The organism is Nocardia sp. GCM10030253 (assembly GCF_042675075.1).
Lineage (GTDB): Bacteria > Actinomycetota > Actinomycetes > Mycobacteriales > Mycobacteriaceae > Nocardia.
On record NZ_JBHTDL010000002.1, the window covers coordinates 605 to 23,739 of the forward strand.

Consider the following 23,135-nt stretch of genomic DNA (forward strand, 5'->3'; position numbering starts at 1 on the left):
CTCACCGAACTACTCGCCGAAACCGGCACCAGCGTGATGAACCTCTACGGCATCGGCCCTTCGGGAGCGGCACGACTGCTCGGCGACATCGGCGACATCCACCGGTTCCCCAACGCTGGCCGGTTCGCCTCCTGGAACGGCACCGCCCCCATCGATGCCTCCAGCGGCGACAACCAACGACATCGCTTGTCCCGCACCGGGAACCGGCGAATCAACCGCGTCCTGCACATCATGGCCATCGTGCAATTACGCAACGACACCCCGGGCCGCGCCTACTACCGACGCAAACTCGCCGCCGGGAAGACACCGATGGAAGCACTACGCTGCCTCAAACGACACCTATCCGACGTGGTTTACAAACAACTCCTCCGCGACGCCCACCAACGCTCAGGGGCGAGCCCGGGAGGACATTCGGGGGCGTCTCTGACATCCAGCGCGGCCGACTCAACCCCAACGATCGACACTTCGGACAAGTCACTTCCCGAACCCGCCACCAGCGAGACTACGCCCCAAACAACCGCCCTCTTGACATAGAGGGGTGCCAGAAGCGGACGTTCGCCGGACACGCGATAGGCGGCATCAGGGCTGGCTGAACGGCTGCGAGTGGGCACGGTGTGGGTCAACGGATTCGAGACCGATGACTTGACCGTGCCCGCCGCAGGCCGGGGACCATACGGATACGGACGATCGAAAAGCCTTGCCGTGCTGGACAAATACTCTGACCTGAAACCTCGGTTCCGTAAGCGCGGGAGAAGATCACCCGCTTGCCGTAGCCGGCCGGTGCGTCACAGCGCACGCAACGGCCCGTCCGCGGCGGCCCTGCGCAGCCCCTCGGCCAGCGTCTGTGCAGCCGCCACCACGTCCGCGCCGTTGCCGCGGATGGTCGGCACGATCACCACCTGATAGGGCGCCGGTACCAGGCCCCGATCATTGTGTGAGTCTCACGATCCCGCCGAGTATTCGGGTGTCCCAGCACGTGGTGTGGCACAACGCTTCTCACCCTTCCATGCTGGCATAGCGGATGCCGAACGCTGTCGCGAAATTCGTGCCCATGTAGTGCGATGTGCAGGCCTGCAAGCCTTTACCGTCGCACATCATCGACTCGATCGTCATCGTCGAGACCGCGAACCGCTCACCGGGTGTCTACTGCGCCATGCACTACCGGCATCGCCGCGTACTCGCGCGCCACCTCCTGTAGATGCCCAGCGCGAGCAGCATCTCCTCGCGCTTGCTGCTCATCGGCATGCGCGGTGTGGCCTTTGTGTCACAGGAACTCGGTGGTGCGCAAGAACATTCGCGGCCTCATCTCCCACCGGGCGACATTGGCCCACTGGTTCAGCAGCATCGGCAGATCCCGACGCGCCTCGAAACTTGCGCTGAAAACAAGCTCGGATGCTACGGCAAAACCAGGTCCGGGCTGTAGATACGAGCAATCCCTTGGCCGTCTTTGGTGACCTCGGTGAAACTGCGATAGCGATGCCCCGGCTTCGCCAGTGCCTTGTCCACAGTCAACGGCGGGGAGGGATACCTCCCGTTGATGCAACGAAATGGGCCACTGGTCGCGACCTCTTCGTTCGCCCCGGTCTCATACGCGTTGTAATCCACAACCTTCACAACCATGGTGCAATCAGTTTCGGGCGTGATGGCCCCATTTTTGATCGTGAGGCCGCCAAATGCCCTGGGTACCCCATTCTCGGCGTAAATACAGGACTCTACTTCCGCGGAGCCATCGCTCGACAGAAATGAGCCCGAGCAGCTGTAAGGGCTGTCCGGGGCCGCAAGAGCAGCCGGTGCGATCAAGAGCAGTGGTGCTGCAGTGGCGAAAACGCAAGACAGGACACGTGATAACGAACCGATGGGCATGTCAGACCTTTCGATATCAGATTTATCAGATTCCCAACGAATGACCTTGTCACCCTATGTGTGCCACCGGCAGGCCACACGATCGTAGTAAGTGGGGCACTCGCTACGAAAACGTGTGCCCCACTAGGGGCGCCAAATTATCAGCGTAGTGCACCGCCGGCTCGCCTTCCCTTATGCGGGAATACCCAACCCGGGCCGAGGAGGACCGTGGGCGGCAGGTCCTCGGCGTCCTGCTCGGCATAGAGGATCCGCAAGACTTCACCGACGCCGACGAGGTCCAGGATCGACTTCCATCGCTCGGCCGCGTCAAAGGTATCGAAGCGTTCGGATGGTTGTTTGCCGTTGCGGCGGTAGAGACTTGGAAAGCGCAAGCCGAACTCGCCGGACCACTCTCCGTTGCCCGAGACACACACCCCACGGCCATCACTGAGCGGGTCGCAGCCTTGTCACCTGGCCGACCGCGACGCGCTGTTGAACTTCATCTCCCTGCACCTGCCCGGGTCGACGCCGCCGACCATGTGCACGGTGATCCCGAAGGAGCTCGACGAGCAGATCTAATCTGCCTCCGGGGTATCGCCCTGATCGTGGCTCGGCAGCGCGCCTCGGAGCAACCGGCTCTTCCTTCGATGGAGGTGAAGCAAAACATCGCCGATCTCGTTCGGGCCGTCTGGATGGGTGCGTGCGAACTTCAGGACTTCCATCCGGCTGTCATCGGCAAGTTCCTGCCATGCGGCACCGAGCGTGTTTGCTGTCGATGCGCGATCCTCGCTGTTGAGGAACGTTGCAGCAGCCGACAGTCCCGCCGAGACAAGTGCGATGATCGCGGCCGTGACTCGAAACTGTTCCGAAGAGAGGCCAGCGGCACCAGCGATCCCGGCCAGGATCGCCGCAGGCAGCCCGAGTATGAAGTAGGCGCGTCCCCAGCGTTTGCTCGACCGCCGAAGGTCGAAGGCGTGAAGGTCTGCCTCGGCCACCAGATTTACCAATGCGGCCCGTTCGTCCCTCGGAGGTGTACCCAGGACATCATCGAGCTCGGCGCGCAGCCGGGCACGCCGACTCAACTGGCGCCTTCGGACCGGCGAACGTTGGATTTGCCCTGTATCTTGGGGGAGCACCATGGGGCCGCGCGCGCGAACATTGCGGACTTCCATCGACGCACCCCACATGACGTCGGCCTGCGACATCGGCTCCGCAATCGCTTGGCCTGTGTCCGGACCCAACGGGTCGTCGATTGTCTTACCACCGTCAGTACCAAGATCGCTCATCGCTATCTCCGTATCCGTCGCAGACGTCGGCAATGCTCTCACTTCGCGCGATGCTGCGCTCGGCATTCGGCATACGTGAGTGACGAACTGACGTTTGCTATGTGTATCGCGGGCTCGTCGATGCTCGTGTCGAGGGTTAGTCCACCCCATAGGTAACTCTCGGTCGAGAGCGAGGTAACAGCGCGCGTTCGGGTGCGCTCATTCCGAATGGTCATGGGCTCGAAATCCGTAGTGTCGGCGCAGGAAAGGGATGAGGTGGTCGGCGACGGCCACGGGATCATCGGCGAAGGGCCAGTGGCCCAGACCCGGCAGGACCTCGACCCGGCTGTCCGGCCAGATCATCGACTGGAGATGGGCGTGGCGGGCGGGCAGCCACGGATCCGCACCACCCCACAGGACCAGGGTGGGAATGTCGGTGGGCAGGGTCGGCAGGGATCCGGCCAGCATGGACGCCGGATCTCGCGCGGCCCGGTAGAGGGCGAGGACGGTGCGGCGGGTGTGGGCGTCGTAGTTGTCGTACATACGGTCGATGAAATCGACGGGCAGTCGTGGATTGGCGCGACGCAACAGCAGGCGCATTCCTATTCGGTTACCGACCATTTGTACGAATTCGCCGAGCAGAGGGGTCTGCCAGATGCGCGCGTAGGTGTGCCACCGATAGTCCGGCATGGCACCGGCGTTAAGCAGCGTCAATGAGGCGAGCCTGTCCGGGTGAGCGGCCGCCCACGCCAATCCCCATGGCACACCGAAATCGTGGGCGACCAGATGTACCCTGGCGATACCGAGTTCGTCGAAGGCCGCACCGAGAAAAGTGCGGTAGTCCCCTTCGACGCGATGGTCGAATCCGGGAAAGGTGCGCGCCGATCCGAATCCCGGCATATCGAAGGCGACCGCACGCGCGAAATCCCCGGTGCGATCCAGAAATTCGCTCCAATCGGCTGCACATCCAGGCGATCCGTGCAGAAACACCACAGCCTCGCTCGCCCCCACATCACCGGCCTGCAATACCGTCCCGGTGACGCCGTGGCAGCTCAGCGGCCTCGAAGTGATCGAGCCCATCGGCGGCCGCCTCCTCACTAGAATCCATCGCGCCGTGATACCGCGCGGCGATATCCGGCGAGCGTACCGACGCACCCGCCCTCCTGGCATCGTGCCGCGAGCGGGTTCCGTCTGCACCCGAGGGCGGAGGCGAACCTCCACCCTCGGTCGAATCCGTGGACCGGCTCGATGCCGTTGCATATGAAACGTGTTGACTACTAACAGAATTCGACCATGGTGTGCGCTTTCGCCGGTTCAGCACGTCTTCCGGACGTAGCCGGGATCACCCGGAGTGGAGACGTCGACATCCCTGAGCACGATGCTCAGCCTGCTTGCGTAGCCTTCGCACGCCGCCGACAGGCCTGGTTCGGTGTATTCGATATCGATGACGTGGTTGTCGTATGCCGTCGCGTAGACACCACACTCCGCAGTGTCACCGCATTCTTCGGACACCGCGAAATCCAGTCCGGCAGCGGTCCTTTTGTCCACGAGTTCGGCGCCGTTCTTCTGGCCGATGGCCAGGCCGCGGTCGTGCGAGTGCTTGGCGAGCATCGCGATGAAGATGACCGCTTGGTCGGTGGTCAGCAGCTCCTTCGATCGGCTGTAGCTGTCATAGTTGTCGACCTCGACGGCATTGAAACGCTTGTTCGCGCACTCGTCGATCCACTGGTTGACTTTGTCCGCGATACGGGTGCGCTTCTCGGCTGTGCGGATGTCCAGCAGCGCCTCCTTCCACCTCGTGTCGTAGACGACCTTGCCGTCCTTGTCGCGCAGCAATAGGTCCTCCGGCCACTCGCTCTCCGCCTCGGGCTGGACCTGAAAGCCGTTCACGTAGCAGATGTTGTACAACCCATCGGCCCGCTCGGCGCTGTGATCGCGACTGACGACCGTGACTCCCGCCGGCGGATCGTAAGGACTGGTGATCTGGTAGTCGAACCCGGCATGTATCGGAGGCAGGGTTATCGCCGGTGCAGCGCCCGCGGTACCGGCCTGCTGCGCAACGATGCTGGTGGCCGCGGCAACGCCCGCTAGTGCGGTCGCCGAGCGGCGACGAATGCGTGCGGTGGAAGTGGTGATCACAAGCCCCTTTTCGTTCCTCGATGACGGCTCGGTCCGACGGGCTTCACCGGCCGAAGATCCATCACGCACCATGCCGGAAACCCTTCAGGCACAGGCAGATACAACCATCACCGGCCAGCTCCGTCAAAGCCCCGAGATCGGTGGCAGCTCGACCGCTATACGGGTGACTTTGTCGCCAGTAGGATGTCGAGATAACTTGATGCAGACCCGGCTCCATGGCGATCCGCGCATGGGGCAGAGAGCTATGCCGAGGCATTGGAACCCAAACAGCGGGCTCTGATCCCCGGATCTCACTTCGCGGTGCACGAGGAGCAGTTCCAACAAGCATCCTGCGTCGCCGAGGACTTCCTACTCGACAAGCTCAGCGGGTAGGGCCTCGCTGCGGTCAGGGGTGCGGGACCAAATCGGTGTTGCTCCACCGACCCCATTCGACCAGCCCGCGCCTAGCGTGCGGGTCAGCGGCCGCACAACAGCGTCTCGGAGGTCGAGGCTGTGGATGTCTGGTTACCGACCGGACCGCCTGAACCTGATTTGTGACAGATTCGCACACAATACGAAGCGTCCAATCGCAGTCCGTGACGGTATCCGTGCGATGGGGTAGCGCGTCGTTGATTGGAGCCGAGGCCGCAGACTGGTTGGTAATGAAACTGCCTGAGCTTCCTGATCTACCGGTCCGTGGCGTTCTCGATCGTATTGTCGAGACGTTGGCCGAGCGCGTAACTGCTGTGCTGGTCGCGCCGCCGGGAACCGGGAAGACGACGTTGGTGCCGTTGGCGTTGGCGGCGGGGACTGCGGGGCGGGTGCTGGTGGCTGAGCCTCGACGGTTGGCGGCTCGAGCCGCGGCTGGGCGGATGGCCGCTTTGCTGGGGGAGTCGGTGGGGGAGACCGTCGGGTACTCGGTCCGAGGAGATCGGCGAGTCGGGCGGGAGACTCGGGTCGAGGTCGTCACGTCGGGGTTGCTGGTGCGACGGTTGCAGGGCGATCCCGAGTTGGCGGGGGTTGATGTGGTTGTCCTCGACGAGTGTCATGAGCGGCATCTCGACGCGGATCTGTTGTTGGCGTTGCTGCTCGATGCTCGGGCTGGGTTGAGGCCGGATCTGCGGGTGCTTGCTACGTCGGCGACTGTTGCGGCCGAACGGCTTTCGGTGCTTTTGGGTGGGGATCGTGCGGCGCCGGTCGTGCAGGTCCAGGGTCGGACCTATCCGGTGGACATGACGTATGTTCCGTCGTTGCCGCGGGAGCGGGTCGAAGCGCAGGTGGCGCGCGCCACCCGGGCCGCGCTCGCCGGAACCGAGGGTGACGTGCTGGTCTTCCTGCCCGGGGCAGCCGAAATCCGCCGGACGACAGCACTTCTGGACGGCGTGGACGGCGTGGATATTGTTCCGTTGCATGGCAGACTTTCCGCTGCGGGGCAGGACACGGCGTTGCGGCCCGGGCCGCGGCGGCGAGTGGTGTTGTCCACGGCGGTGGCGGAGTCCAGTTTGACGGTGCCCGGGGTGCGGGCGGTGGTGGATTCGGGACTGGCTCGGGTGCCACGCATCGATCGGGGGCGGGGGTTGTCCGGCCTTGCGACAGTTCGAGTTTCGGCGGCGGTGGCCGAGCAGCGCGCCGGGCGGGCCGGGCGTGAGGCACCGGGGCGGGTGTGGCGATGCTGGCCGGAATACGAGCACGGCACGTTACCTGCCTATCCGGAGCCGGAGATTCGGACGGCGGATCTGACGCGGTTGGCGTTGGAACTGGCGTGTTGGGGCACGGCCGATGGCCATGGCCTCGCCTGGTGGGATGCTCCGCCGCCCGGTGGGTTGGCTGCCGGCCGGGATGTATTACGCGCGTTGGGGGCCGTGAAGGGAGACGGTGATGTGACCGAGCGTGGGCGGCGCATCGCCCGGATCGGGCTGCATCCTCGGTTGGCGCGGGCGTTGCTCGATGGGGCGGCCGAGGTCGGTGCGCGGGCGGCTGCGGAAGTTGTCGCCGTCCTCGACGACGACACCCTTACCTGCGGAGTCGATCTCACGGCCGGGCTGCGTATGCTGCGGCGCGAGCGGCCGGCGCGCTGGCGGCGGGAGGTCGAGCGGCTGGCACGATTGGTCGAGGCGTCGGACGGGGTCGATGATCCGGCTTTCGTTGTCGCCCTGGCTCATCCGGAGCGGCTGGCGCGACGACGCGGCCCGGGGTCGGCGAGCTATCTCATGGTTGGCGGCACTGCGGTGACGCTGCCGACCGGTTCCGGAATAGGCGATGCGGAGTGGCTGGCGGTCGGCGTCGCGACGCGCGATCCGGGTCGTTCCGACGGGTGGATACGGTTGGCTGCGGTCGCCGATGAACAACTGGCCCGCCGTGCCGCATCGAGTCTGCTCACGACCGTCGACGAGGTCGATTGGATCGACGGCGATGTGGTTGCCAGGAGGGTTGAACGACTGGGGGCGATCGTGTTGTCGGAGAAGCTGATTCGTGATCCTGATCGCCAATTGCTCGGCGCCGCGGTGCGTCGTGGACTGAGCTCGACCGGTGTCGGCCTGCTGCGCTGGGATTCCGATGCGATCGCCTTACGTCAGCGCCTCGACTTCCTGCACCGCACCCTCGGCGCCCCCTGGCCGCCGGTCGATGACGAGTCACTGCTCGCCGCCGCCGACACCTGGCTCGGCCCCGAACTCGCCACCGCCCGCCGCCGCGCCGACCTCGAACGCATCGACGCCGGACCAGCGCTGCACCGCCTGCTGCCCTGGCCGGACGCCGCCCGTATGGACGAACTGGCGCCGGAACGCCTAGAGGTCCCCTCCGGCAGTCGCCCCCGCCTCGACTACTCGACCGACCCGCCGGTGCTCGCGGTCAAAGTACAGGAAGTTTTCGGGTGGACAGACGCACCACGCCTGGCCCATGGCCGCGTCCCGATCGTGCTGCACTTGCTCTCGCCCGCCCAACGCCCGGTCGCAGTCACCGCGGATCTGGCATCCTTCTGGCGCACGGGCTGGCCCCAAGTCCGTGCCGATCTCCGCGGCCGTTACCCCAAACACGCCTGGCCGGAAGACCCCGCCACCGTGCCCGCCCACCGCGGCACGGCCCGCAACGCGGGCCGCGGCTAGCCAAGACCCCGCGCGCTGACCCCTCGTTTGGCTCCGAAAGTCGGGGCCGGTGTTCCTTACCGACCGCAAGGCCCGCTCGTCGGTGGCGAAGAATGATGTCGACCCGTCGACCGGACGGGCGCGGCTGTCATACCGGCGCGCGGCCGAGTTGTTCGAGGCTCACACCGGCCATTACGACGACGGCCCCTGTACCTTGCACCAGCTGCGGCACTCGCGGTTGACCCACGCTGCGGAGAGGGCGCGTCCACGCCGGTGCTGATGAAGCTGTCTGGGCATACCTCGGTTCGCAGCCTTGCGAAGTACGCGCGGGTGTCTGATGAAGGTCTCCTGAACTTCAGGCCGACACCGATCCCGCCGCGCGTCGCCATCGCCAGCGGTCGGGCGAATAGTCTGTGGCCGGGGGAAACATGATGAGTATTGAGACATCCATCCCGTTGCACGAAGCGGCATTTCATGGCTTGTGCCAGTGGAGTTGGTCCACTGTCGACACTGCGACCTGGGGCAGACCTTCTACGAAGGCAGAACGAGTGCGTGACTTCGGCGGCCTGTTCGACTTTCCCGTTGTGTGAATCGGCATTTTATGGCTTCTGCGGCGCGCCGATACCGTCGGATTCATGGAATGGAATCTTCAGTCGGCAGAAGAACTGTCGGCGGCGTTGCGGGCCGGTGAGGTGACCTCGGTGGAACTGACCGAGGAGGCGATCGCTCGTATCGAGCGGGACGACAAGGTGATCAACGCGATCTGTGTGCCGGATTTCGACCGTGCGCGGGCCGCCGCAAGCCGTGCCGACCAGGCGCGCGCCCGCGGCGAGGACCGGCCGCTGCTCGGTATTCCGGTGACGGTCAAGGAGTCCTACAACATGGCCGGGCTGCCCACGACCTGGGGCATGCCGCAGCACGCGAACTATGTGCCGGCCGAGGACGCGGTACAGGTGTCGCGGTTGAAGGCGGCCGGCGCGGTGCTGCTCGGTAAGACCAATGTGCCGTTGATGCTGCGAGATATCCAGAGCTTCAACGAGATCTACGGCACCACCAACAATCCGTGGGATCACGGCCGCACGTCGGGTGGATCCTCCGGCGGATCGGCGGCGGCCCTGGCGTCCGGATTCGGCGCGCTGTCCATCGGCTCCGACCTCGCCGGTTCGCTGCGCACCCCCGCGCATTTCTGCGGTGTCTACGCGCACAAGCCGACACTCGGGCTGGCGCCGACCCGCGGCATGGTCGCGCCGCCCGCGCCAGCCTTGCCGATCGACCTCGACCTCGCCGTCGTCGGCCCGATGGCGCGCACCGCCCGCGATCTCGCGCTGCTGCTCGACGTGATGGCCGGACCGGACCCGCTGACCCACGGCGTCGCCTACGACGTCGCACTGCCGCCCGCGCGCCACGAGCGGCTGTCGGACTTCCGTGTCCTGATCATCGAGGACCATCCGCTCATTCCGACCGGATCGGCGGTGCGGGCGGGCGTGAACCGGGTCGCCGAGGCGCTCGTCGACGAGGGCGCCCGCGTCGAACGGCGCAGTCCGCTGCTGCCCGATCCGACCGAAGCGGCGACGCTCTACATGCTGCTGATGCTGTCGAACGCCGCCGCAGGTATTTCCGTCGACGTGTACGAACAGCTGCAGACCCACGCCGCCGCCCTGAGCGCGGACGACCGGAGTCTCGATGCGGCGCGGCTGCGCGGCATGGTGCTCAGCCACCGCGACTGGGTCGAGGCGAACAACCGTCGCGAACTCCACCGCCACGGCTGGCGGCAGCTCTTCGCCGAGTTCGATGCCGTGGTGTGCCCCATCACGCCCACTCCCGCCTTCCCGCACGACCACAACGGAGGTCTGGAGAACCGGCACATCGACATCGACAGCGTCGAGTACCCGTACTTCGACCAGCTCGTCTGGGCCGGTGTGGCCACCATGCCCGGCCTGCCTGCCACCGCCATACCCGCGGGCCGGTCCCCCGAGGGGCTGCCGGTGGGAGTGCAGCTCATAGGTCCGATGTTCGAGGACCGCACCCCGCTGCGGCTGGCCGAACTGCTCGAGCAGCAGATCGGCGGCTTCCAGGCACCGAAGTAGGGCGCACTACCGGGTGTCCTGCGAGGACGAGGTGCGGATGACGAACGACAAGCTGGTCGCACAGAACACGGTCGATGACGTCGACCGGCACTCGAACAGTGAATGGCTCGGTGTCGGCAATTTCCTTGGCAGAGACGACCTTTCGTGCGATGCCGGAGCAAGCCCATAGAATTCGGGGTGTAACAGCAACCCTCCCGGATCCGACCTTCCCAGCAGAGCCAATTCGGGAGGAATTCGAATGAGAAGGATCATCGGTACGGTTTTCGCGGCGATCTTGGTGACCGGTGCGGTCGCGGGATGTCAGAGCACCGCGACGCCATCGGTGACCGGACAGCCGACGCCCGGTGCATCGGGCCCGGCCACCGCGTCCGTCACCGCCGCACCGACTAGTTCGGACTCGACCCAGGACACACCGGCGCAGCGGTCGCCGACGACGACGCGCACGCAGGCCAATGACGCCCCTGCCACCGCAGGTAAAGGCAGGTGCGTCGATCTGAACTCGGGTGTGGTCAACAGCGCGATCACATCGATCGGCCCCTCGGTGGGCGGTGCCCCGTACATCATCGACAGCGCCACCGACGCGCCTGTCGGCTCCTGCCCTCAGCTGCTCTGGGTGCTTGCGGCAACGCCGGGCGGCACGGCCAGCTCGCCCTACCATGTGCTGTTCTTCAACCACGACGGGTATCTCGGCACCGCGACACTGAAGGCGACGTCGTACACGAGCGTGGTCGACTCCTCCGACCGCGGTGTCCAGGTGCGCTATCGCTGGCTGACAGGCAACGATGCCAACTGCTGCCCCTCGGGCGGTCCGGTGGTCATCACCTACACCCTCGGCTCGGACGGCCGCAAGGTCATGCCGAACCCGTCGATCCCGGATGAGGTCGCCAATCCCGGCGCTCACCGCTAGGGCGTGTTTTGAAGTGGTCGTTGCGAGGTTGAGCGCCGATGTTTCGGCGAGTTGTCAAATGAGTGCTTCTGTGTCCCAAAGTTATTAGATAGATTGGTCCGCGATCGGTTGGGAGCGTCCAGATCGGTGGTCGGGTCGCCGCGCACGGCGATCAGGTGAGCGACCTTTCACCTGCCTGGGGCGGAGGGCTTCGACGGCGCAGCTGGTGGCCATGTCGATGACATCGTGCGGGCTGAGCCCGAGATCGGCTTAGGCGGGCAGGGACGCCGCGAACCGCTCGTGCGGCGTGTTCGGGATGCCGAAATTGCCGCCCGCGATCAGCCGGATTCCGACTACGAGCATCGCGCTCAAAATAGGATCACCGTCGTGCAGGCACGGCAAGGTGATCAGGTGGGTGTGCTCCCGGAGGCGGTGACGGCGGCGTTGGATGATGTGGCCGCAACGCTGAACGGGCGGGGTGTGGTTGTGGTCTGTGGGTTTCCTGGTTCTGGCAAGTCCACGGCCGCAACGTATCTCGCTGCTCAGGTGCAGGCGATTGTGTTGGATAAGGACAGTTTCGCGCCGCGTCTCGAGCAGGATGTGATGCGCGCATTGGGTGGCGATCCGTTCGATCGTGACAGCGAGGTGTATCGGTCGGTGGTGTCGCCGGGGGTCTACGACGGGCTGATCCGCATGGGGTTGGGAATCGGGATCTGTCACCCCGTGGTCCTGGATGCGCCGTTCCTATCGGTGATTCGCGAAGCAGCCGTCGCCGGGTTGCGATTGGGGCAGCACCTGCGGGGGCGAACCCGGACACCGGATTCGCTTGTAGTGCACACGATATGGCTCGACAGTCCGGCTGGGCGGGTCAAGGAGCGGATGATCGACCGCGGCGCCGAGCGCGACGCGCCGAAGCTCGCCGACTGGGACGCTTACCGGTCTGCTGTCCTCGACAGCGGTTTACGCGAGATCGCGCACGATGTCGTTGATGTCGTTATCAGCAACTGACGGCGAAGATCGACCGCAGGGGAGCGCTGTCTGGTTGATCGGCTCAGATGGACTCGAGGATATCGATCATGATGTCGCGCATGAAGCCACGAACTTGTTGATATTGTTCGGCCGTCGCGGCCGACAGCGGCGGCCGCATGTGTGACGGGAAGCCGGGAAGGCGTTGTGCGAGTGCGGCTTTGGCGAAGGATATATCGGTGACGGGGATGGATTTACGGGTATCGCTGTAGAGGTCGAAGTTGCGTTGCAGGGAGTCGGCGCGGGCCTGATCTCCGGTGCGAGCGGCGGCCGCGATGGCGACCGGTAGCTCGGCGACCGGGCCGCCCGCGCCGGTGACAACGCCGTCGACACCGATCTCGGTTACCTGCGCGCCGATGCGGTCATCGCCGATGAACACTTGGAGATCCGGGCAGCGGGCCTTGAAAGCTTGGGTGATCGCCAGGTCTTTTCCGGAGTCCTTGATCCCGCACAGTTGCGGAAACCGGGTGGCCAACCGCGCCACAAGATCCGGGCTCAGTGGGTTCTGGGTGTGGCGTGGGAAGTTGTAGAGCAGCACCGGCAGTGCCGTGGTCGTGATCAGGTCGGTGAAGTACTGCTCGACTCCGGCTTCGGGGGCATCGGCGAAGAAGTAGGGGCTGATCGCGGCAAGCCGGTCTGCGTGATCATGGGCGTGGCGCGCCAGTGTGATGGCTTCACCGATGGCGGTGGAGCCGATGTGGGCGATCAGCTCGCCGGGCCATCGACCACGGCAGTACTCGACAATCGAGCACCGTTCGGTGCCGGTGAGGCTGGCGAACTCGGCGGTGGTTCCGTTGACCAGGATTGATCGGACACCGTTGGCGGCGAGCAGGTCCAGGTAGTCGCCCAGTGCCGCGAAGTCGATGCGGCCGTCGGTCTGGAACGGCGTCAGGATCGCCACGATCGGCGAGCGCGCCGAGGCATACGAACCCTCTACCTGCACTGCGCAGTCCATCCTCTTCTCGGTACCGGCACGTTGACACCGGGGTCAGCTGCTGGTCGGCAGCCGGTTCCAGTCGATCGTGAGCGCGCGTACGCATCCGGTTCCTGCTCCACCAAGAAATGCGCGCATTTCGCGCCGATGATGCCCGCGGCGCCGATGATGCCCGCGGCGCCTATGACGAGATAGGTGACGGCCACGGGGGCCGAGCCTAGCTGACCACCACCACCGGTCTGATCGGCCGCCGGATGCGCTGGCGCTGCTGCCGGTCAGCGTTCCGGCGGGCGCTCCCGACGCTGTCAAGGAGTGATCGAGCCACCGTCGCGTGGGATCGATCTCGAGAGCCTGGCCGAGGGCCTTCCCACCCGAGGGTGGTGACGTATTCGTAGAGCGCGAAAGCTGCGGTGGGACCACCGGCAAGGACCAGTCCGGTCAGGCCGCCCACCGCGCCGCCCAGCCCGACGACCGGGAGCACTGCCACGACACAGCCGAGGCTGAGAATCACACAGGAGGCGCCGGCCAGGGCGAACCCGATACCGATACCGACGACGGCGCCGATGGCGGTTCCGATCAGGCTGCCCACCGACGTGCCGATGCTCACCGCGTTGATGAGATCGTTCATGGCGAGCTGGTTTTCGAGTGGGGAAGCGACGGGTCGGAATGCGTCGTGGCGGATGCCGTTGGTGTCGGGCGTGAGGGTGAGTGTGCGACCGTCTGTGGAGATCTGTTGCTGGACCGGGAGCTGCTGGCCGTCGATCGAGAAGGTCAGCGGCAGTGCGGTGAGCATCTGTCCTGCGGTGTCGCGGATAGCGACGGCCCGGCGGTCCTCGGTGACGGCGAATGTTCCGTGGTCGAGGGTCGTGACCACCGATTTGTCAGCCAGTGTCGCTAGGTATGTCACGGGCTGCGGGGCCGTCTCGGGTGCCGCTGTGGCTGGTGCTGCGGCGAGGCTGACAGCGGCCGTGGCGAGCAGTGCGGTGACGACCGGTCTGCGGATTTTCATGGATTCCTCATCTGGGTGATGCGTGGATGGCATGAAATGGTTTGGTGCTCAGGCGGTCAGCTGGTCCAGCAGCCACGGGATCATGACCTCCCAAGCGGCGGGAATGTAGTCGGCTTGACAGTGGGCGGAACCGGGTTGGCCGGACGGGACGATGTGCAGGGCCTTCGGGGCCTGGATGGCGTCGTGCAGTTTGTGGGCCTGCTCCACGGGCACGAGCGCGTCGTCGGCGCCGTGGACGATGAGAATCGGATTACGGATCAGGTGGGCGGCCGGGGCCATCGTGAATCTACGGGCATCGAGGAACGCCGTGGCCGGGTTGCCACCTCCGAACACCCATGCCCCGTATTGGGCGAGGAATAGCTTGGACTCCAGATCGCTTCCACTGGAAAGGATTTCGGATTCGTCCCAGATCGCACCCCAGACGACGGTGGCCCGTAGCCGCCGCTCGAAAGCGGCGGACCGTGCGGCGTAGTAGCCGCCGAGGCTGATTCCGATCAGGCCGATCCGGTCCGGGTCGACTCCGGGGCGTTGTTCCAGATAATCGACGGCTGCCTTGGTGGCCACTTCGTAGTCGTAGCGCGACAGGATGTCGCGGAATCGCAGGGAAGCGCCGTTGCCGGGACCGTCGACCAGTAGGACACCGATTCCCTGACGTGCCAATTCTTTTCCGGCCCACAGATAGAGCTCCTCGCCGATGCTGTCGAGGCCGCCGAAGAACACCACCGCTGGATGATCCTGCGTACCAACGCCTTCCGGCGGAACGTAGTAGGCGTCGAGCACCGTATTCTCGGGAACCTGGACCCGTTCGACCCGGGAGCCCTGGGTTGCCATGGCGAAGGACTCCCGTACCTGCCGGTACATCGCGATCTTCGTATCGAGCGCGGAACCCAGTGGTGGGATGAAGAACTCGGCGGCGCGCAGGTAGTTGGCCGCCCGCAGGGCCGTGCTGCGCGCCGCGAGGGGGTCGATGACGGTCAGTTCCCTGGCGCGGTCGGCCAACCCGTGGCCAAGGGCTGCGAACTCGCGCACCCAAGCTTCCGCGTTCGGGGACGGTCCGATCGCCTGGACGGCGGCGGACACCTCGTCGGGGTTCGCGCCGCCCATCGGTGCCTCGCCGAGCAGGCGGCGCAGTTGGAAGTCGAAGAACGGGCGGTCGAGCCAACGCTGGATGGGCACGGACGCGGGTTCGGCCCGCGCCGGTGCGGCCGTGGCCATGGCCAGGGCGCCGGCGGCTAGGGCTCCACTCGCCAAAAAATGCCTTCTATCGAGCGTGGATCGTCGGTGCATGGTGGGGCTCCTCATCAACCGAATTCTTAACGCATTCGAAAATGCGTTAATGGAGTTTGAGGCTGTAGCCCTCGGATGTCAAGCTTTCGACGTGACACAGGGACAGGGCACCCAGACCCAACGCAGGTCCAGGCCCGGCGGGCGCAGCGCGCGCGTCGTCGGGGCCGTGCACAAGGCGACTTTCGACCTGCTGCTGCAGCACGGGTACTACGGTTTCGAGATCCCGGACGTAGCCCGCATTGCCGGCGTCCACCCGACGACGATCTATCGGCGCTGGCAGGACAAACAGGACCTGGTTGCCGACGCGATGCTTGCGCACATGGCCCAGCAGATCGGCACGCCGGACACCGGCTCCTTGCGCGGTGATCTGGCGGAGTTGATCCACGATGTCGCTGCGGTCCTCATGCGGCCGCCGATGCTCGCTTTGTTACGGGTGCAGGTCGCGATGGCCGATACGGCGCCGAATGTGCGGGCCGCGGGTCAACGATTCTGGACAACGCGTTTCGGCCACTCGGCCGCGATCGTCGAACGCGCGATAGCCCGCGGCGAACTGTCCGACGGAACAGATCCGCAGGAGTTCAACGAGTTTGCGATCGCCCCGCTATACCTCCGGGTCCTCGTCACCGACGGCTCCGTCGACGACGACTTCATCCGCAATTGCGTCCATCGCACCCTCCGCGCTTTCGACGCCACGGGTGCTGGTCCCGCAGGCTCGGACAGCTGACTGCCGCTCGGCGGCCTTGAATTCTCCATGTCCCAGGCACGCCGGACGGGCACAGGGCTGACGACCGTGCGCGTTCGGGTGATACCGCCACCCCGTCACCCGCCGTACGTGCCGAACCCGATGCGGCTCGGCGAGGGCGATCGAACGAGGTACGACGATCTGGTATCCGCGCGCGGCCGCGGCGTGAAGAATAACCGAAACAGCCTCGGCCGCAGTCATTTCCGTGCTGGGCAGCTGAGTAGTATCCGACATTGTCGAACACCGCACCCGCCGATCCTGTCGATGGTCGGAGTCATCTGCACAGATTTCCGAGCCCTCTGCCCGCAGCGCCCATACCTCGCTGGCTGTGACTTGCCACCAGAATGACAGTGGTTGCCCCAGGGGGGTCACCAGGTCGCAGAGCTCTCGTCACGATTGTGTCAGTGGCTGAACGGTTCACTTCTCGGATTCTTGCCGACTGCGCACTCGTTCGAGGTTGCGGCGGTAGATTTGAGTCGCGGCATCCTCGGGGCCGAGCACCCGCTCCGAAACGGTGAGGTTTTGCTCGAGCAACGTGATCGCCTCTCTGATCCGGCCTGTCGACTGGTACGCGATCGCGACGTTGTTGAGGAAGTACAGGGTGTCGGGATGATCCGTGCCGAGCACCCCTTCGTGCCCGCCGAGAGTCCGCTCGTGCAACGTGATCACCTCCTGCGGCCGATCTGCCGCTAGGTATGCGCTGGCTAGATGGTTGCGGGACGCCAGCGTGTCGAAATGATCGGCACCGAGCACGCGCTCACGGTCGGTGAGGTTCTGCTCATGAAGCGTGATCGCTTCGGTAATCCGGCCAGCGGACTTGTAGGCCTCGGCGAGGCTTTCGCCCAAGGTCAGCGTCTCGGGGTGATCGGGACCGAACACCCGCACGTGGTCGGTGAGGTTCTGCTCGTAGAGCGTGATCGCTTCGGTAATCCGGCCTGCGGACTTATAGGCGTCGGCGAGGCTTTCGCCCAGGGTCACGGCGTCGGGGTGATCGGGACCGAGCACCCGTGCCGCATCGCAGATGTTCTGTTCGTAGAGCGTGATCGCCTCGGTGATCCGGCCCCCCGCTTCGTATGCGGTGCCCAGGGCGTGGCGGGCGGATACAAAAGGGTTGCGATCACGGCCGTACGCCTGCTCCACATCGATGAGGTTGCGCTCGGCCAGCGTGATCGCCTCCGCGATCCGGTCGGCCGCCAGGTACGCGAAGGTCAGGTGATAGCGGATTTGCAGGGCATCGGGGTGGTCAGGACCGGCCATGCGTTCGGTGTCGGTGAGATTCTGCTCGTAAAGCGTGATCGAATGCTCGATTCGGCCCGCCGACTTGTATGCACCGGCGAGGTCGTTGCGAAAGACCCGAGTATCGGGATGGTCGGGTCCAAGCACTCGCAGTGCGTCAGTGAGGTGCTGCTCGTACTGCGTGATTGCGTCCTCGATTCGGCCTGCGGACTTGTAGGCGTCAGCGAGGGACTTACGGGCGATCAAGGTGTCAGGATGATCAGGACCGGCCATGCCTTGGCTATGGATGAGGTTCTGCTCATAGAGCGGGATCGCCGCGCCGATCCGGCCCGCCACCTCGTATGCGTGGGAGAGAAGGGTGCGGGAGCGCAGAGTGCGGCGATGGTCGGCGCCCAGCACCCGCGTGTGATCGATGATGTTCTGCTCATAGAGCGGGATCGCTTCTGCGATCCGGCCTGCGGCCTTGTAGGCATCGGCGAGACTCTCGCCCAAGGCCAGGGTGTCGGAGTGATCAGGGCCGAGCACTCGCGCAGCGTCGCGGGCGTTTTGCTCGTAGAGTGTGATCGCCTCGGTGATCCGGTCTCCCGCCTCGAATGCGCTGGCCAAGGCGTGACGGGAGGCCAAGAAACGAAGGTGATCACGACCGTACTCGCGTTCGACGTCGGTGAGGTTGCGCTCGCCCAGCGTGATTGCCTCCGCGATCCGATCCGCTCCCCGATACGCCAACGTCAGGGCGTAGCGGGAGGCGCGGGTGTCACTGTGGTCGGTACCCAGCACCCGCTCGCGGTCGTTGAGGTTCTGCTCGTGCAGTGTGATTGCTTCGTCGATCCGCCCCATCGTGGCGTAGGCGCGGGCGAGGTGGTGGCGAATCTGCAGGGTATCGGGGTGATCATCACCGGCCACACGTTCGGTGTCGTTGAGGTTCTGCTCGAACAGCGCGATCGCCTCCTCATTCCGGCCCTCCTCCTGATATGCGGCGGCGAGGTCGGTGTGCGTGGCCAGAGTGTGGAGGTGTTCGGCACCGAGGAGATGTCGGCGCACAAAGATCGTGCGCTGGAGATAGTCGATGGCCCGCGCATGCTGGCCGTGGCCGGTGAGGAAGACAGCCGCGTTATGGAGGATGTCCGCGGTCTTGATGGTGTCGAAGACGGTGTGGGCGGCGAGCGCGTCGATGTGCGGGAGCAGGGCTCGCAATGTGGCCCAGTTGGTGGGATCGTCAGGGCTTCCCTTGGGCAGGGCACTGTGCAGGGCGGACGTCGCGCTGGAATGCCAGTATTGGATCGCGTCGGGGCTGCGATCAGGATCAGTGGGGTCCGGGGTGCGGGCGACAGCCTGCACGAGCCGGTGGATCGACACCGAGGCGGTGCCAGGGTCCGGGGTGACCATGCTGTAGGCGGCCAGCACCCCGATCGCGGCGTTGAGCGAGCGAGGACTCGCGAAGTACTCGCACAGGATGAGGGGAATGGCATCTGGCCCGTACCAAGCCAGGGCGCGCAGCAGGTCCGCCGCCGCCATGTCGGTGGCGGCGATGCGGTCCATGGTCACCCGCCAGATCCGGGCGATCGTCCGCTCGGGATCGGTGTCGACAGCCGCCCGACGGAACATGTCGCCTGGGTGGTCTGCCAGCAGCTGTAGATAGATCCGCGGAGTGGTGAGCGGGTTCTGCGCCATATACGCACCGGCCTGCTCGATAGCCAGCGGCAGATATCCCAGCTCAGCACACAATTCGACGGCACCATCCTCCGCACGGGGCCCTGCGGCGGTGAGTACGCCGATGAGCAGCCGCAGCGACTCGTCCGGCTCGAGCACACCCAGGCGCACGATCGCAGTGCCCGGCTGCCAGCCCGAGGAGCGTCGGGTGGTGATCACGACGCGTCCGGTTCCGGCTCGGGCGAGCACAGCGGTGATGTAGGCGTGATTGTCGACGTTGTCGAGGATCAGCAGCCATCTGGTGTGGGTGGCCAGCCACTGCAAAGCCCGCTCGGCGAGCTGTTCGATCTGCAGCGCCTGCGCCAGTGCGGGCTGCAGCTTGGCGGCGAAGCCCGCGAGGCCCTGCTCGACGGCAGCCGCGGTATCGGCGGTGATCCACAAGACCGGCGCATGCCCGTGGGCGCGCGTTGCGGCCCAGTGCGCGACCAGGGTGCTCTTGCCGATCCCGCCCAACCCGTGCACGGCCTGCACCACCACCTGCCCTGGATCGGTCAGTACGGTATCGAGCCTGTGTAGCTCGGCTTCGCGGCCGACGAACTGGCCTGGCCGCACAGGCAGATTATCGATCCCGGGAGGGGCGTCAACCTCGGCGATAGGTTGGAATGCCTCCGGCGGCAGGTGCACCACCCGAGAGTTGTCGCCGGTCTGGATCACACCAGCGTTCCCCCCGACGGCCGCTGCCCGATCGCCTGCGGCCTGCACCCCGACAGCGGGGACAGCATCAGCCGTCGCAAGTGCCGGGACGCCGGATCGCTTGCGGCCCAAGCCGAACCATTTCACGCCGATGTCGGCCTGTTCTGGTCGCCGGTGGTGATGTCGCCGTGTGCGTCTCTGCCGATGGCGACCGAACGTTCTCCACGCGCCGACACCGAGTGGTCAGACGTTGGTGAGGTGGTGGACTGGCGCTGGTACTGCCATAGCGAGGTCCCGGCACCGGCCACGGTCAGTGCCACGACCACGACCCATAACCACCAGGACCCTCCTCCGGTCGCCAAGTTCACCACCACGGCCAATCCGGTAGCCACCACAGCCGCCACAGCGACAGGCGCCACCACCGGCACCAAAGAGCCTGACCGTGAACTCATCACTGCCTCCCCACATCCGGCCGACCACGGTGTACCCGCCACCTAGCCGAAACCTGTTGGCCCACCGTCATTCGAATCAATGACAGCACATGTGTGGCAGGGCTGAAAGACGAATCACTCGAGCCGCTCGCGGGCCCGCCGAGATTTCCTGCGTATCGGAGCGGGTGTGGTGGTGTCCTGGCCGGTGAGCTCGGCGATCGTGACGAACACGGGCTCTGGGGGCGCCGACACCGAGTACGCAGGGTGGGGGAGAAGCTGCTGCCGTCACCGGTCTCGGCGCGATGTCTTTGTGAGGTCCAGCCGGTCCGGTGCCCGTCGCGATGATCGCACGCGGTGTCGCGCCCGCGAAATGCAGTTGACCCTGGCTGGGGGTGCCGTGCCGGCCAATCCGGACACGATCGGACGACGGATGAATCCTGAAGCGACGCCACCAGTGCCGCAACCATTTCGACGCATTCTGGCCCGCGCCCCTGGCCGCCCCCATCGGATCTGCTGACCCCACCCAACGAGCTGACCACCGCCGTCACACCTGGCAGCCCCATATCCGACCGCGGCGACTCCCTTCGCAATTCGTCTCGACATCGAGAGACTTGACATCGACACTGTCGAGTGGTGTTATCTCGATGTCGAGATTAATACGCAGAAGGGGGCGGCCGGACATGGTCACCATCGCCGCACGAACATTCGAGACATATGGCCGAACGACGACATCGCTGCACGACATCGCGCTCACCGCGATCGCGCCCGCGCTGTTCGGAACCGTCTATGCCGCAACAGCTCTCCTACTCCCACCGGATCGGCCGATGCTGGCCGCGGCGATGCGCGCGCTGCCTGCCGGACTGCTCATCCTGGCGTTCACCCGAACGTTGCCGCGCGGAACGTGGTGGCCCAAAGCCATCGCGCTTGCGACCCTCAACGTCGGAGCGTTCTTCCCGCTGCTGTTCGTCGCCGCGTACCGCCTGCCCGGCGGGCTCGCCGCCGCCATCGGTGCGTTGCAACCGCTCATTGTTGCGGCGCTGGCGTTCCTGATATTGCGGACCCGCACTCCGCACGCCATGTTGCTCGCGTGCCTCACGGCCGCGGCCGGCGTCGCGCTCATGACAATGACCGCCGCGACCACGCCGGACCCGATCGGCGTCGCCGCGATGATCGCCGCGACCACGATCCTCGGCCTGGGGATCATCCTCGGAAAGAAGTGGGGCTCACCGGTCCCGCCACTGACGATGACCGGCTGGCAGCTCACTATCGGCGGACTGATGCTCTGGCCGCTGACCCTCGTAGCCGAAGGAGTGCCATCGACGGTCACCGCCCAGAACGTGCTCGGCTTCCTCTACGTCGGACTCGTCGGTACCGCCCTCGCCTACACGATGTGGTTCCGCGGGGTGCAGCGACTCGCACCCACCTCGCTATCGCAACTGTCGACCATCAACCCGCTCGTCGCGGCCCTGGCAGGCCTTGCCCTTCTCGGTCAGACCTTCACCCCGTGGCAACTCACCGGATTCGCCATCACCCTCATCGCCCTCATCGTCGGCCAGTCCATGAACAGGAACTCGAAATGACCTCCACCGCACCCGAATACCGTGTCCTCGCCCTTTCCGGAAGCCTGCGCGCCGACTCGTACAACACCGCACTGCTGCGTGCGGCTCGCGAACTCGCGCCCAGCTCGATGTCCATCCAGTTCCACTCCGGTCTCGGCGACCTGCCGCTGTACAACGAAGACCTGGAGAAGGGCCCGCTGCCCGCCGCCGTGCACGACCTGTACCAGCAGATCCTGCAGTCCGACGCACTGCTCATCGCGACGCCGGAGCACAACGCGTCGATCCCGGCCGCATTGAAGAACGCGATCGACTGGATGAGCCGCATGCCCGACGGGGCGGGAATGAGCGGCAAGCCGATGGTTGTGGCAGGCGCGTCGCCCGGCGCCCTCGGCACGGCGCGGGCCCAGCTCGCGCTGCGCCAGATCCTGGCCGCCGTCGGCGCCGACGTCCTCACGAAGCCGGAGGTGATGGTGTTCCGTGCGCACGAACAATTCGACGCCACAGGCACTTTGACCGATCCGTTCACCCGGACCCGGCTCGTGGACCTGCTGTCCGAACTGGCTCGGCGAATCAAGCGAGGACCGTAGCATTCTCAGTCGACCTCGAGAGATTCCCCGTCCGCGAACCCACGAGTGCGCGGACGGGTAATCTCGATGTCGAGATAAGGAGTGGGAATGACCGACAGCGTCGATGTGATCATGGATCTGTGGCGCCACGAGGTGCCGGAACTGGCCGACGACCTGTGGCCGGTGGCGATCGTGGGGCGAGTACAGCGGCTTTCGCGCATCCTCGACCGCGCACTGAAAGACTTCTACGCCGAGCACGGACTCGAGGTCTGGGAGTTCGACGTCCTCACCACGCTCCGACGCTCCGGCCCGCCCTACGAGCTCACCCCCGGTGCACTGCTCGAAGCGGCCATGATCACCTCGAGCACGGTAACCAACCGGATCGACCGCATGGAAGCCAAGGACCTCGTCGAACGCCTCCGCGACCCCGACGACCGCCGCTCGGTCCGCGTCCGCCTCACCCCCCACGGAAAAGAACTGGTCGACCGCGTCTTCCGCCTCCACCTGGCCAACGAAGCACACCTACTCCCGGACTACACCCCCACGGGCTACCGCCAGTTCACCGGCGAACTTCGCCGCCTCCTGGAACACTTCGACGACCACCTCGACCGTGACCGGGCCACCTCAGCGGCCAGCTCCGAGGCGGCAACGCCGAACTGAAGCATCCGCGGCTGACGGCACGAGATTCGACGGTCGGGTGGGACGCTCCTCGGGAGCGCCC

Annotated in this window: 21 protein-coding genes; 11 read left to right on the top strand and 10 right to left on the bottom strand. The window is 65.6% G+C overall.

Annotated elements, in window-relative coordinates; all coding sequences use genetic code 11:
* Positions 1-534: transposase (locus ACFQZZ_RS00405; RefSeq protein ID WP_378672121.1), on the top strand; the 534-nt coding region annotated here is incomplete at its 5' end.
* 861 nt (positions 535-1,395) lie between these two features.
* Here the strand turns inward: ACFQZZ_RS00405 and ACFQZZ_RS00410 are convergent.
* Together ACFQZZ_RS00410 and ACFQZZ_RS00415 are read right to left on the bottom strand one after the other, a co-directional pair.
* Positions 1,396-1,863: a hypothetical protein gene (locus ACFQZZ_RS00410; RefSeq protein WP_378672124.1), complete on the bottom strand. Its 468-nt coding sequence runs from the start codon at positions 1,861-1,863 to the stop codon at positions 1,396-1,398.
* A gap of 140 nt (positions 1,864-2,003) precedes the next feature.
* The gene (locus ACFQZZ_RS00415; RefSeq protein ID WP_378672127.1) at positions 2,004-2,234 is read right to left on the bottom strand and encodes a hypothetical protein; all 231 of its coding nucleotides are present in this window, start codon (positions 2,232-2,234) and stop codon (positions 2,004-2,006) included.
* A gap of 25 nt (positions 2,235-2,259) precedes the next feature.
* On the opposite strand from ACFQZZ_RS00415, the gene ACFQZZ_RS00420 reads away from it, so the two are divergent.
* Positions 2,260-2,421: a hypothetical protein gene (locus ACFQZZ_RS00420; RefSeq protein ID WP_378672130.1), complete on the top strand. Its 162-nt coding sequence runs from the start codon at positions 2,260-2,262 to the stop codon at positions 2,419-2,421.
* Here ACFQZZ_RS00420 and ACFQZZ_RS00425 read toward each other — a convergent pair.
* The 3 genes from ACFQZZ_RS00425 to ACFQZZ_RS00435 all read right to left on the bottom strand — a co-directional run bounded on the left by ACFQZZ_RS00425 (position 2,418) and on the right by ACFQZZ_RS00435 (position 5,246).
* Positions 2,418-3,128 carry a hypothetical protein gene (locus ACFQZZ_RS00425; RefSeq protein WP_378672133.1) on the bottom strand — a complete coding sequence of 237 codons (711 nt, stop codon included), beginning with the start codon at positions 3,126-3,128 and terminating at the stop codon, positions 2,418-2,420. The two genes, ACFQZZ_RS00420 and ACFQZZ_RS00425, sit on opposite strands and share 4 nt — an antisense overlap.
* 198 nt (positions 3,129-3,326) lie before the next feature.
* Positions 3,327-4,187: an alpha/beta fold hydrolase gene (locus tag ACFQZZ_RS00430; RefSeq protein ID WP_378672136.1), complete on the bottom strand. Its 861-nt coding sequence runs from the start codon at positions 4,185-4,187 to the stop codon at positions 3,327-3,329.
* A 234-nt stretch (positions 4,188-4,421) separates the two neighbouring features.
* Positions 4,422-5,246 carry an endo alpha-1,4 polygalactosaminidase gene (locus tag ACFQZZ_RS00435; RefSeq protein ID WP_378672139.1) on the bottom strand — a complete coding sequence of 275 codons (825 nt, stop codon included), beginning with the start codon at positions 5,244-5,246 and terminating at the stop codon, positions 4,422-4,424.
* Positions 5,247-5,887: 641 nt separating this feature from the next.
* Between ACFQZZ_RS00435 and hrpB the strand changes: the two genes are divergently transcribed.
* The 5 genes from hrpB to ACFQZZ_RS00460 all read left to right on the top strand — a co-directional run bounded on the left by hrpB (position 5,888) and on the right by ACFQZZ_RS00460 (position 12,289).
* Positions 5,888-8,329, top strand: coding sequence for an ATP-dependent helicase HrpB (hrpB, locus tag ACFQZZ_RS00440; protein WP_378672143.1), 2,442 nt, complete (start codon positions 5,888-5,890; stop codon positions 8,327-8,329).
* 614 nt (positions 8,330-8,943) lie between these two features.
* Positions 8,944-10,395 (top strand): amidase, encoded by a 1,452-nt coding sequence (locus tag ACFQZZ_RS00445; protein WP_378672146.1) that lies wholly within the window; start codon positions 8,944-8,946, stop codon positions 10,393-10,395.
* A 37-nt stretch (positions 10,396-10,432) separates the two neighbouring features.
* A complete protein-coding gene (locus ACFQZZ_RS00450) occupies positions 10,433-10,564 on the top strand; it encodes a hypothetical protein (protein WP_378672149.1) in 132 nt (43 codons plus the stop codon).
* Positions 10,565-10,633: 69 nt separating this feature from the next.
* Complete coding sequence (locus tag ACFQZZ_RS00455) at positions 10,634-11,302, top strand: LppP/LprE family lipoprotein (RefSeq protein ID WP_378672152.1); 669 nt, start codon at positions 10,634-10,636, stop codon at positions 11,300-11,302.
* A 366-nt stretch (positions 11,303-11,668) separates the two neighbouring features.
* Positions 11,669-12,289 carry an AAA family ATPase gene (locus ACFQZZ_RS00460; protein WP_378672155.1) on the top strand — a complete coding sequence of 207 codons (621 nt, stop codon included), beginning with the start codon at positions 11,669-11,671 and terminating at the stop codon, positions 12,287-12,289.
* 43 nt (positions 12,290-12,332) lie between these two features.
* Here the strand turns inward: ACFQZZ_RS00460 and ACFQZZ_RS00465 are convergent, their stop codons facing one another.
* From ACFQZZ_RS00465 to ACFQZZ_RS00475, 3 genes are all read right to left on the bottom strand, one after another.
* Entirely contained in the window at positions 12,333-13,262 is a 930-nt protein-coding gene (locus ACFQZZ_RS00465; protein ID WP_378672159.1) for a dihydrodipicolinate synthase family protein, read from the bottom strand.
* 196 nt (positions 13,263-13,458) lie between these two features.
* Positions 13,459-14,250, bottom strand: a complete 792-nt coding sequence (locus ACFQZZ_RS00470; protein WP_378672162.1) for a hypothetical protein — start codon at positions 14,248-14,250, stop codon at positions 13,459-13,461.
* Positions 14,251-14,298: 48 nt separating this feature from the next.
* Positions 14,299-15,537, bottom strand: coding sequence for an alpha/beta hydrolase family protein (locus ACFQZZ_RS00475; protein WP_378672165.1), 1,239 nt, complete (start codon positions 15,535-15,537; stop codon positions 14,299-14,301).
* Between ACFQZZ_RS00475 and ACFQZZ_RS00480 the strand changes: the two genes are divergently transcribed.
* On the top strand, positions 15,536-16,261 hold the full coding sequence (locus ACFQZZ_RS00480; RefSeq protein ID WP_378672168.1) for a TetR/AcrR family transcriptional regulator: 726 nt from the start codon (positions 15,536-15,538) through the stop codon (positions 16,259-16,261). The two genes, ACFQZZ_RS00475 and ACFQZZ_RS00480, sit on opposite strands and share 2 nt — an antisense overlap.
* A 435-nt stretch (positions 16,262-16,696) precedes the next feature.
* Here the strand turns inward: ACFQZZ_RS00480 and ACFQZZ_RS00485 are convergent, their stop codons facing one another.
* Positions 16,697-19,879 (bottom strand): tetratricopeptide repeat protein, encoded by a 3,183-nt coding sequence (locus tag ACFQZZ_RS00485; protein ID WP_378672171.1) that lies wholly within the window; start codon positions 19,877-19,879, stop codon positions 16,697-16,699.
* 122 nt (positions 19,880-20,001) lie between these two features.
* Positions 20,002-20,310, bottom strand: a complete 309-nt coding sequence (locus ACFQZZ_RS00490) for a hypothetical protein (protein ID WP_378672174.1) — start codon at positions 20,308-20,310, stop codon at positions 20,002-20,004.
* Between the two features lie 659 nt (positions 20,311-20,969).
* Here ACFQZZ_RS00490 and ACFQZZ_RS00495 point away from each other — a divergent pair.
* The 3 genes from ACFQZZ_RS00495 to ACFQZZ_RS00505 all read left to right on the top strand — a co-directional run bounded on the left by ACFQZZ_RS00495 (position 20,970) and on the right by ACFQZZ_RS00505 (position 23,074).
* Positions 20,970-21,869, top strand: coding sequence for an EamA family transporter (locus tag ACFQZZ_RS00495; protein ID WP_378672177.1), 900 nt, complete (start codon positions 20,970-20,972; stop codon positions 21,867-21,869).
* Positions 21,866-22,435: an NADPH-dependent FMN reductase gene (locus ACFQZZ_RS00500; protein WP_378672180.1), complete on the top strand. Its 570-nt coding sequence runs from the start codon at positions 21,866-21,868 to the stop codon at positions 22,433-22,435. The genes ACFQZZ_RS00495 and ACFQZZ_RS00500 overlap by 4 nt, the downstream gene beginning before the upstream one ends.
* Positions 22,436-22,522: 87 nt before the next feature.
* A complete protein-coding gene (locus ACFQZZ_RS00505; protein WP_378672183.1) occupies positions 22,523-23,074 on the top strand; it encodes a MarR family winged helix-turn-helix transcriptional regulator in 552 nt (183 codons plus the stop codon).
* Positions 23,075-23,135: the final 61 nt, after the last annotated feature.

Excerpts from the sequence above, each read along its gene's own strand:
- ACFQZZ_RS00410 (WP_378672124.1), bottom strand. The coding sequence starts at position 1,863 with ATGCCCATCGGTTCGTTATCACGTGTCCTGTCTTGCGTTTTCGCCACT.
- ACFQZZ_RS00425 (WP_378672133.1), bottom strand. The coding sequence starts at position 3,128 with ATGAGCGATCTTGGTACTGACGGTGGTAAGACAATCGACGACCCGTTG.
- ACFQZZ_RS00430 (WP_378672136.1), bottom strand. The coding sequence starts at position 4,187 with ATGGGCTCGATCACTTCGAGGCCGCTGAGCTGCCACGGCGTCACCGGG.
- hrpB (WP_378672143.1), top strand. The coding sequence starts at position 5,888 with ATGAAACTGCCTGAGCTTCCTGATCTACCGGTCCGTGGCGTTCTCGAT.
- ACFQZZ_RS00445 (WP_378672146.1), top strand. The coding sequence starts at position 8,944 with ATGGAATGGAATCTTCAGTCGGCAGAAGAACTGTCGGCGGCGTTGCGG.
- ACFQZZ_RS00450 (WP_378672149.1), top strand. The coding sequence starts at position 10,433 with ATGACGAACGACAAGCTGGTCGCACAGAACACGGTCGATGACGTCGAC.
- ACFQZZ_RS00455 (WP_378672152.1), top strand. The coding sequence starts at position 10,634 with ATGAGAAGGATCATCGGTACGGTTTTCGCGGCGATCTTGGTGACCGGT.
- ACFQZZ_RS00465 (WP_378672159.1), bottom strand. The coding sequence starts at position 13,262 with ATGGACTGCGCAGTGCAGGTAGAGGGTTCGTATGCCTCGGCGCGCTCG.
- ACFQZZ_RS00470 (WP_378672162.1), bottom strand. The coding sequence starts at position 14,250 with ATGAAAATCCGCAGACCGGTCGTCACCGCACTGCTCGCCACGGCCGCT.
- ACFQZZ_RS00480 (WP_378672168.1), top strand. The coding sequence starts at position 15,536 with ATGGTGGGGCTCCTCATCAACCGAATTCTTAACGCATTCGAAAATGCG.
- ACFQZZ_RS00475 (WP_378672165.1), bottom strand. The coding sequence starts at position 15,537 with ATGCACCGACGATCCACGCTCGATAGAAGGCATTTTTTGGCGAGTGGA.
- ACFQZZ_RS00490 (WP_378672174.1), bottom strand. The coding sequence starts at position 20,310 with ATGAGTTCACGGTCAGGCTCTTTGGTGCCGGTGGTGGCGCCTGTCGCT.
- ACFQZZ_RS00495 (WP_378672177.1), top strand. The coding sequence starts at position 20,970 with ATGGTCACCATCGCCGCACGAACATTCGAGACATATGGCCGAACGACG.
- ACFQZZ_RS00500 (WP_378672180.1), top strand. The coding sequence starts at position 21,866 with ATGACCTCCACCGCACCCGAATACCGTGTCCTCGCCCTTTCCGGAAGC.
- ACFQZZ_RS00505 (WP_378672183.1), top strand. The coding sequence starts at position 22,523 with ATGACCGACAGCGTCGATGTGATCATGGATCTGTGGCGCCACGAGGTG.